Raw genomic sequence first — 8684 nt, forward strand, 5'->3', positions numbered from 1 at the left:
CTCGTTATGCCGCGAGACCCGCGATGACGCGGTCCAATTGGCCAAGGATGGATAGTCCCTGCGACCAGTCCGCGTACTGCTTACGGATGGCGTCAGGCGTGGAGGCAATCGGCGTGAAGCCGAGGTAAGTCGTGCCGTCGCCGGCGCTGGCGAGGTACTCGTAATGCGCGTCGAGTACGTCACTGACGCGACTGTCGTTTTGCACAGTCAGCGTCGCTGCGGCGTATGCACAGCGGGGCAGATAACCACAGCCAAAGAGACTGCGATTGCCCACCCGCTGCAACATCAGCGAAAGCTTTTCGAGGTCAGCGCAAATCCGGCGGGTGCGGCCAGAGGTGAACCGCTGGAGGCGTCGAAGCGCCGCAACACTCAACGCCCGTTGAGGCAAATAGCGTCGACTTTTCGCGTTCCACCGGTAGACGTCCATGTCGTCGGGACAAAGCTGCGGACGTACAACGGAAGGGAGGTAATGCTCGATCTCCGCTTCGTCGTCGCCGAACCGGTCCGTCAACATCTCGCGCGCTTCATCGTCGGTTGCATTCGGGTCACCGTCCCAGAACCACGAGGCGAATTCCCCGAGGAACTCGTCCGGCGTTCGGATCCACATCGTGCGTCCCGCTGCTCGATTGATCAGCACCATCGCCGTCGACACTAACCGCGGGTGAACATTGCGAAGCTCGGCGGCACGCCTGCCGATCTCGTAGATGTTCTCCCCCGGTATCTCGATGCCGAGATACACAGGTGAGGTCGGATTGAAGTCGCTGCTGTCCTCCTGATACTGGACGACGTGCAATACCGCCTGGACGTCGCACAGCACGAAGTCAAAGCCGAGGCAGTCCAGCCGCGGCGTATGACGCTTGGCCCACGCAAAAAAGCCATGCGCGAGCGCGTCACCCGCGCCTTTGAACTCCGGTACGTCGCGCGGCCTCAGCACGCCCGAGTTGAACTGGGCGGAGATGAGACTGGCGACATCCTTCTCGGCGTTCCAACGCATCACTGCGCGCGTTTTGACGTCCGAGCCGAGGGCCGGCAGGCTTAAAAAATCATTGGGAGTTCGACGTCCGGCAGCGGGAGCGCGTCGCGGTTGCCAAGGCTCTCCCGAGACAGCGACTTCTGCACCAGACGGGCGAGGATCGAAGAACATTGCTCGATCTCCTTGTCATGAAAAAAAACCGCCCTTCCGGGCGGTTGCTGATGAGAAAGAGCCAGGTCCGGATCGGACAAGGCTTTGAGGAGGTCACGCTTACGCATGGGCGCGGCAGGCCGTGACAGCACCCTTCGCACCGGCCGCACGCACGAACGTGAAGCGCATGACTTCGCCTTCCATCGCCGGTCCGTCGATGGCCGCGGTCGTCAACTCCGGGTACTGCGCGGAGTAGAGATCACGAACATCGTCGGGCGAGAAGGTCGGGCCCGGATCGGGGAACGTCACGCCGTTGTAGACGAACTCGCGGGTGAGCTTCGCAACTGAGATAGCCATGTCTGCTCCTTAGTCGAAAAGCGATGCGAGGTTGGTCCCGGTGTTAGCCGGTTCCGCCGATGCTTCCGCAGCGCTAGATGCGCTCGGGGCGGTGCTCTGCCCTTCAGCGTCGTCGCTTGCGTCGTCATCATCGTTGTCCGCATCGGCACTCGATCTGCCGGGCACCGGCAATGCCGGCTTGCTGCCACCCTTAGCCAGCGTCTTGGTCGCCTTCGAGACTTGCGTCGTCTTGGCGGCTTCGAGGATGGCAGTGGTCGCCGCAACTTGCTCGGCGAGCGACGCGTGCGCGCCCGTATAGGCCGCGAGCGCGTCGACGAAGCCTGCGTCGAGCTCGGCCGCCATCGCGGTGAGCGCGAGCGGCTGAAGCATCGCGGCGTCTTTTGCCGTGCCTTGCGGCATGACACAGACAACCATCTCGTCGCCCTTCATCTGCAAGGACAACGTGAGCTTCGTGCAGTGACGCAGAAGCGGTTCAATAGCTGCAAACATGGAAAACTCCAGAGAAAGAAAAAAGACCGCGCGGAGGCGGTCTCTAAAGGGATGGAAACTACGATCGATGCACGGGCGAGCCGCGCGTTAGAACTTGAGCACCTTCGGGATCTTGCCCGCGTAGTCGAAGCCTTCGACCGCCAGAAGCGCGTCGATGACCTCGGACTTGGACTTGCCGAAGACCTTCTTGAAGTTGTCGCCGAGCGCGGCACGAATGCCCAACTCGTCGGCAACCACCATCATTTCCGACTTCGTGATCAACTCCAGAAATTCTTTGCAGAGCTTCCAGTGCTTCGCGAGATCGAGGTGATGGTGCTTGCACAGACGCGTGAGGTGCTGGACATCGAGGCCTTGGATCGCAGCGACCGTCACACCGGTGACGGCATGCGCGAGCTTCGCGTCGTCAGCGGCCGCCGTCGAGGCTGCAGCTTTCGACACGTCGCCGGACGCGACCTGCTCCTCGGTGAGCTTTTCCCAGATGCCCGAGAGCGTCTTTTGATCGACGCAGCGCATCTGGTCAGACAGTGCGATCGCAACGAGATATCGCTGAGCCAGCGCGGGATCAGCTCCCACCTCGCGGCGCAGGGCTTTTCGCCACAACGCCACGCGATACGATTTGATCCTGTCCGACTCAGCCACCACCGTCGCCGGCGGGTTGCTCGTCGTCGATGCCGCGGACGAACCGGCCGCGCCCTTCGTTGATGCGGGCGACGCTTTCGCGCCTCCCTTGGCTGCCTCGGGCTTCGGCTGCGTCGCGGCTTTCACCGCTTGCAGTTGCGCCGCCACCTTCTTCATGTTGCAGACGGTGTCGAAGCACTGGCCGCGATAGACCTTGCCGATCGAGTCAGGCAGGCCGCTCACCGCCGCGCCGTAGTTCTGGCACGCGTGACAGGCCTTCGCCTGCTCTTCGCCGACGCCCTTCGGGCCGTCGACGGCGAGTTGCACGCGCGTGTGATTGTCGCCAGCACGCACGATCCGCACGACCGGATATTCGTCGCGCAGGCCAGTGGCCGTCGCTTCGAGCATCTTTTCGGTCTTCTCGTTGTAGCAGGTGCGGTTCGTACAGTTTCCCGTACCGATGGACTCACCAAACATCTCGCCCTGCGTGGACGAGTTGTGCGGGCATCCGGCGCATTCGGCCTTGTCGAAGATCGCGGCCGCCAACGAACAGGCGACCTGTTCGATGGTTTTCTTGACCTCCGCGACCGCCTTGCCTTCCTTGATGATCACCGGCAGCAGCTTGTCCTGCGTCTCTTTGGGGAGCGCAGCAAGCAGCTCGGCATGACCGAGGAGGATCTGGCGCGTGCTGAGCGCATCGAGCACAGGCGTGCTGCAGTTCATCAGCGCGAGACGCTTATCCAACGTCGCACGCGACCAGCCGAAGATGCGCGCGACTTCGTCGCGATCGCCCTTGCACAGCCCGACTTGCTCGGCTGCGGCAATGGCTTCTTCGGCGGGCGACATGTCGGCTCGCTGGATGTTCTCGATGATGGCGAGCTGCTTCGCTTCGACTTCATCGATGTCGCGAACGACGACGGGGATCTCATAGTCCTCGCCGTGCGCCGCGAGCGCCGCCTTGTATCTGCGGCCACCAGCGACGAGGCTGAAGCCACCGTCGGCGAGCGTGCGCACGATGACGGGCTGGATGACGCCTTTTTCGCGAACGGACGCGGTCAACTCTTCCATCTCCGCCGCATCGAAGTACTTGCGGGGATTGACGCTGACCTGAATTTGCTTGAGGGCGAGAGTAGGTTGCTGTTGCATGGCAGGGCTCCTGAGAGGGAACCTGCCCCCTTTGGGAGTGGTTCCCAAAGGGTTGAACAACGTGGGCTGACGAAAGTCAGCGCGGGGTCGATGCGTCTATGACGCGGGTGATAGAGCAACGATAGCGGGTTATTTCGCGAGCACGCCACGCGAAAGCTCACGAATTTATGCCGTCTTTCAGAGCCAGGCCGGTCTCGGCTCATTTTCGTCTGCGTCCAGCGGCTTGCCCCGCGTCCACGCGAGGCGATGAACCGCAACCAGGTCCGCCGCGAGCCGTTCAGAATCAGCCGCCGAGAGCGCGAGGCCCACTGCCCGAACGTCGTCTGGACCAACCGCGACCTTGACGAACAAAGTGACGTCTCGATATCCGGCCGCGTCCAGCTTGTTTTCGTACTGACACGAGTGCACGACGTCGTCATCGGGCAGCGGCGCGTGCGCCGGCTCATCAGCAAGTCCCCACCGTTTGATCATCGCCTGCCAGCGGCCTTCGCCATTGGGAAAGTAGCGGTGCACTTCCGTCGCGTGCCGACTGTCCAGCCGCAGCACCTGCAGGCAGTGCTCCAGCAAATCTTCATCGAGCCGGCGAAGATCGGTGAGGCTGAACGGGTAGTCGTCACCGTTGTAGAGGCCTGCTAGGAACTCAGCGACGACGCGCGCCTGCCCAGAGCTGCCCTCGGCCACGTCAAGGAGATAGGCAAGCGAATCCAAGCTCGCATCGCGATCCTGGGCGCGTATCTCGGCCGCTCGCTGCGCAGGGGTAGTTCCGCCCGCCGCTTTCGCAAAAAAGTCGTCAACGGTCTCTTGGAGTGCTTCGGCTAAATGCGTTTGGACGGTGAAGGCGAGGGATCGGGTACTGGGCGTCGGCGAATTGCTCATTGCATTGGTGTAGCGTTACTGACGCTCGAAATCGCGCCTGTTCACATGATGCCATGAGCGAAAAAGTGCGCCGGCAGAACGACGTCGACTGCCAGCTCCCCGAGGACGCAACTGCGAAAATGTCGCAGGGAATGGCCGAGAAACGCGGTCGACTTCATTCCGACGTCGCAATCGACGAACGTGGCCCAAAAACTGCGCCCTTCTGCAACCGGCGGGAAGTCTTCGGCAAGCGCTGCTGGACGGCACTTGCACTTTGCGCGAGAGCTGGTAACCAGTGGCCAACTCGTAGGAAAGCCGTGCATTAATCACGGGGCACGTAGGGACCTCTCGCCCACAGCCGGCAACAAGCATATGGTGTCGGCGATTCCCAAGCGCTTTCGGAGAAAGATCGTATGACCAAGGTGACCTGCTCGGCCGCAGAGATTCAAAAAGCAATTAACATGAAGCTCGAAGAGGCTGGCTTGGGCCCGACGTACCGCGTCGGCCTGCCCGTGCGTCTGGTACCGCCAACTCATGACGGGCAAAACTGGCACTTCCTCGACGTCCTGACCGGCACTGTTGAAGAAATCTCCATAGTGACTGCCGTGCTCAGCGACGCACGCCGCAAATACATTTTGGCCGACGAGTGAAACGGTCTCTGCGCTGAGCACCGCTAGCCACGGGCCGTCCCTCTTTTCCGGCTCTCCGCGGCGCAATGAGGGGGCGACATCGGCCATGAAGGGACGGTCGAGGTCGTCGTCCGGTTCGGCTGGATGGCGAATCATCGGCCTTGGTTTAATGACCGTTTTCCGGCGAGCAAATTGCGGGTGGCACCGGGACGGCCCGGCCATCAAGAGCCGTTCGGCCTGCGTGATGCTCGTACTTTTGGACGTCAGTTGCGCAGCTGAAACTGGCCCTCCGGCTGGCGGAGACCGCCGCGAACCGGGCCCATTCCTGTTACCGCCCAAATTCTGCCTGTACAAAGAGCCTTCAGAAACCTCAAGTAAGCCGAACTACGCACGCTGGCCGTTTGCCGTGATGCAGCATTCGGACTTACCAAGGTTCCTCTTTCGCGCTTCTACGGCAACCGTGCGAGATCATCGGACGGCGCGGGCGCGCACGCAAAGATAATCTAAGTAACCGACTAAGCGTTGCGAACAATGCCGCTTCGCATTGCCCGTGCACCAAGCGGCAGAGGCGTGCCGAGGCCGGGCTTGGGTATTAGCGAGTTAGCGACGTAAGATGAGATGGCCGGGCGCTGCCGTTCAATAACAATCTCACCCATGAGGTGGAAAATGAAGCGGTTTATAATTGCCTTTGCCGTCCTGTCTTCCAGCTTGTCAGGCTGCGCCATGTTCGAATCGAATAAGCCTACGAACCGTCCTGACTTGAGCGCGATGAGCGTTTCCGATGTTTTGCTGTACGTGGCCGACCAAATCGGGACAGCCAGGGCCTTTGAATGTCAGCACCCCGATCTTCAACCCCTGAATGCCAGTCTCAGCAGTCTGGAGCTCCATCTGGAACTGAAGCGGGACAATTCCAAGGATGGAAAGATCGCGGTGAATCTCCCGGTCATCGGAGAGCTGGTTCCTTCCGGTTCCTACGAGGGCAAGGTCAATACGACGACCGATAACACCCTGATCATAAAATTCGATGGCATTAAGCCAAAGCCGAATGACACACCTTGCACCAAAGGCTCCCCGGCCTTGAAGCTGGAGTATCCGCCTGGAAAGATCGCTCCCGGCGTTCCGCCGGGTCTCGAGAAAGAGATGACGCCACCGCCGCAATAGCGGCGATTTACGCTCATGAATCAACTTTTGTTCAAGTTTGCGATTAGCGACCAACGGCCGTTCGGACCGGGAACACCGACGCTTGAAGATATGCGCTGCTTCGAGCGTTTCGTTTGCAGGGACCATAGAAGTTGCCGTAAGAGAGAGGCTTTCCCTTCCGATCTGCTCAAGGATCAGCGGCGAACTACGCGTTCGGTGAGCTTCCCGGTCGGCCACTTTCCGTCGCTCGCCCGTTGCAATAAAAGACAGTCAGGCGGCCGTTGATCCGTAGCAACTGACGTACAGACGATCATCTCGTCCCGACTTCGTTCGGTAGCGCACACTATTCGCGCGCCCGCCCAGCGAAGGCTAAGGCTTTTACTACTATCTCGTAGAGTGCTCTTTATCGGCCGTCGGTAACGAGCGGTGTCTATCGTTGAAGCCCCGCTAGCGATATCGAGAGACGAGTATCTCTCGTTCACCCTCAAAGGGCTTGGTTCTCGAAAAAAAGAAGAGACAAATCATTGGCTGCACAAAGACGTTTTGCCACTGCAAGGGCGTGGTTGATTCGGTTGAACCCGGCCGAACGAGAGCAGCATAAGGTCGCAAGGAGGTCTTCTCATGGCTGGTTCAAATTACATCGTTCGGGCGCGGAAGGATATAGACGGGTCGCCATTGCTGATCGTGACTTTTAATGTGGAGTACGAGGTGCTGCTTAACAAAGATCGCTTCGAAGATCTCCACAAGTCGGTCGTAAGATATGCAGACGGAGTAAGCGGTGAGAAGTTAGCAACGGAAGAATTCCAGTTCTGGGATGTAGAACTGAAGCGTTTGGGCGGACTTCGCAACTCACTGGGCGAGTTGCCGGCGTACGCACTGATGAATATTGAGACCAAGCAGAACCCTATTCCAAGAGGCCTGTTGCATCAGATTCTTACTGACTTCGAAGCGAATACCTCGAAGAACATCAATGTATTCGTAACAGGTCATGTAGTTGCCCCTGCAACTCAGGACACGCGGACACCATTAGCTTGATGATGCCGCAGCCCGTCTAAACTCGCGAGGCGAGCGGTATTTCAGGGCTTTGTGCGGGTGGCACTCGTTGTACTGCTCGAAGGCAGCGGCCAGATGCGTGAGCGCCGTGGGCACATCGGGCTTGTCCATGAAGGCGACGTAATCGTGCTTCATCGTTTTCACGAACCGCTCGGCCATGCCGTTACTGTGCGGCGAACGAACCGGGGTCGTCAATGGCTCTAGGCCCAACTCGCGAGCGAAGCTACGCGTGCGATGGTCGATATAGGCAGAGCCGTTGTCCGACAGCCATTCAATGGTTGAGCCTGCCTGCGCCGTGCCGAAACGTTGCTCGACCGCGGCGAGCATCACATCACGCACGACGTCGCCGCTATGGCCGCCAGTCGTCGCTGCCCAACTGATTGCCTCTCGGTCATGACAGTCCAGTGCAAATGTCACGCGCAACGGCGAGCCATCGTCACAACGGAACTCAAAGCCGTCTGAGCACCAGCGGACATCGCTTTGGTCGACCGAGATTCGTCCGTCATGGCGGCGAGTGTCACGTCGTTGACCGGGACGTCGCAGCAGCAACTGGTGGTCGCGCATGACACGATACACCCGCTTGACGTTCACGCACGGCGCGCCAGCCATTTCCTGGCTACGTCGCAGTAGCGCCCAGACTCTGCGGTACCCATATGTCGGCAAGACGGCCACATGCTCGTGGATTGCAGCAACCAGGTCCGTGTCGTCGATATGCCGGGCGCGACGCCCATCCTGCCAGTCCGAGGAGCGGGCTTTCCTAACTGCCAAAGCAGAGCGCGCCACGCCGAGAACATCGCAGACCGTTTTCATTGGTCGTCCCCGGGCAGTAAGGGCGAGCGCGCAATCCAGTTTTTTGAGCGGCCATATTCGACTGCTTCCTTCAGTATCTCCGCCTCTTGCGTCTTCTTGCCCAGCAGACGCTGCAGTTCTCTGATTTCCTTCATTGCTGCGGCCAACTGCGAAGCCGGTACCACGGCTTCCCCAGCTTTCACCGCTGCCAGGCTCCCGTCCTGATATTGCTTGCGCCACGCAAATACCTGGTTTGGGTTCAGCCCGTGTCGCCGGGCAACCGCTGAGACCGTTGCGCCCGGCTCCATGGTCTCTTGAACGATAGAGACCCTTTCCTGGACCGAGCGCCGACGGCGACGCTCTGGTTCACTCAAAACTTCGATGCTTTCCACTATTTGCCTAGGCTTAAGAGGCGTTAACAGAATGACTTTTGCAGGTGTCGCCAGCATATGATGCAGCAAGCGATTTTCATGAAGGCCTCGTGG

At 59.9% G+C, this 8684-nt stretch carries 10 protein-coding genes; 3 read left to right on the forward strand and 7 right to left on the reverse strand.

Features of this window, described 5'->3' with window-relative positions:
* Nucleotides 1-4 precede the first annotated feature (4 nt).
* The 5 genes from NCR35_RS27655 to NCR35_RS27675 form a co-directional block, all read right to left on the reverse strand.
* Nucleotides 5-1144 carry a PRTRC system protein F gene (locus NCR35_RS27655; protein ID WP_250537101.1) on the reverse strand — a complete coding sequence of 380 codons (1140 nt, stop codon included), beginning with the start codon at nucleotides 1142-1144 and terminating at the stop codon, nucleotides 5-7.
* 99 nt (nucleotides 1145-1243) lie between these two features.
* The gene (locus NCR35_RS27660; protein WP_250537102.1) at nucleotides 1244-1480 is read right to left on the reverse strand and encodes a PRTRC system protein C; all 237 of its coding nucleotides are present in this window, start codon (nucleotides 1478-1480) and stop codon (nucleotides 1244-1246) included.
* A gap of 9 nt (nucleotides 1481-1489) precedes the next feature.
* On the reverse strand, nucleotides 1490-1969 hold the full coding sequence (locus tag NCR35_RS27665) for a PRTRC system protein E (protein WP_250537103.1): 480 nt from the start codon (nucleotides 1967-1969) through the stop codon (nucleotides 1490-1492).
* Between the two features lie 87 nt (nucleotides 1970-2056).
* A complete protein-coding gene (locus tag NCR35_RS27670; protein ID WP_250537104.1) occupies nucleotides 2057-3733 on the reverse strand; it encodes a PRTRC system ParB family protein in 1677 nt (558 codons plus the stop codon).
* 177 nt (nucleotides 3734-3910) lie between these two features.
* Nucleotides 3911-4609: a DUF7673 family protein gene (locus tag NCR35_RS27675; protein WP_250537105.1), complete on the reverse strand. Its 699-nt coding sequence runs from the start codon at nucleotides 4607-4609 to the stop codon at nucleotides 3911-3913.
* Nucleotides 4610-5001: 392 nt separating this feature from the next.
* On the opposite strand from NCR35_RS27675, the gene NCR35_RS27680 reads away from it, so the two are divergent.
* A complete protein-coding gene (locus tag NCR35_RS27680) occupies nucleotides 5002-5238 on the forward strand; it encodes a hypothetical protein (protein ID WP_250537106.1) in 237 nt (78 codons plus the stop codon).
* A 494-nt stretch (nucleotides 5239-5732) separates the two neighbouring features.
* Here NCR35_RS27680 and NCR35_RS27685 read toward each other — a convergent pair whose 3' ends face one another.
* Nucleotides 5733-5942, reverse strand: a complete 210-nt coding sequence (locus tag NCR35_RS27685; RefSeq protein WP_250537107.1) for a hypothetical protein — start codon at nucleotides 5940-5942, stop codon at nucleotides 5733-5735.
* Between NCR35_RS27685 and NCR35_RS27690 the strand changes: the two genes are divergently transcribed.
* Complete coding sequence (locus NCR35_RS27690) at nucleotides 5941-6378, forward strand: hypothetical protein (protein WP_250537108.1); 438 nt, start codon at nucleotides 5941-5943, stop codon at nucleotides 6376-6378. The two genes, NCR35_RS27685 and NCR35_RS27690, sit on opposite strands and share 2 nt — an antisense overlap.
* Before the next feature lie 600 nt (nucleotides 6379-6978).
* Nucleotides 6979-7392: a hypothetical protein gene (locus tag NCR35_RS27695; protein WP_250537109.1), complete on the forward strand. Its 414-nt coding sequence runs from the start codon at nucleotides 6979-6981 to the stop codon at nucleotides 7390-7392.
* Here the strand turns inward: NCR35_RS27695 and NCR35_RS27700 are convergent.
* Nucleotides 7384-8582, reverse strand: a protein-coding gene (locus NCR35_RS27700; RefSeq protein WP_250537113.1) for an IS3 family transposase whose coding sequence is annotated in 2 segments (ribosomal slippage) — nucleotides 7384-8267 and nucleotides 8267-8582 — 1200 coding nt in all. Because the reading frame shifts where the segments join, the coding sequence is not laid out codon by codon here. The genes NCR35_RS27695 and NCR35_RS27700 overlap by 9 nt on opposite strands.
* Between the last annotated feature and the right edge of the window lie 102 nt (nucleotides 8583-8684).

The sequence above is a fragment of the Caballeronia sp. AZ10_KS36 genome (genome assembly GCF_023631105.1).
Taxonomy (GTDB): domain Bacteria; phylum Pseudomonadota; class Gammaproteobacteria; order Burkholderiales; family Burkholderiaceae; genus Caballeronia.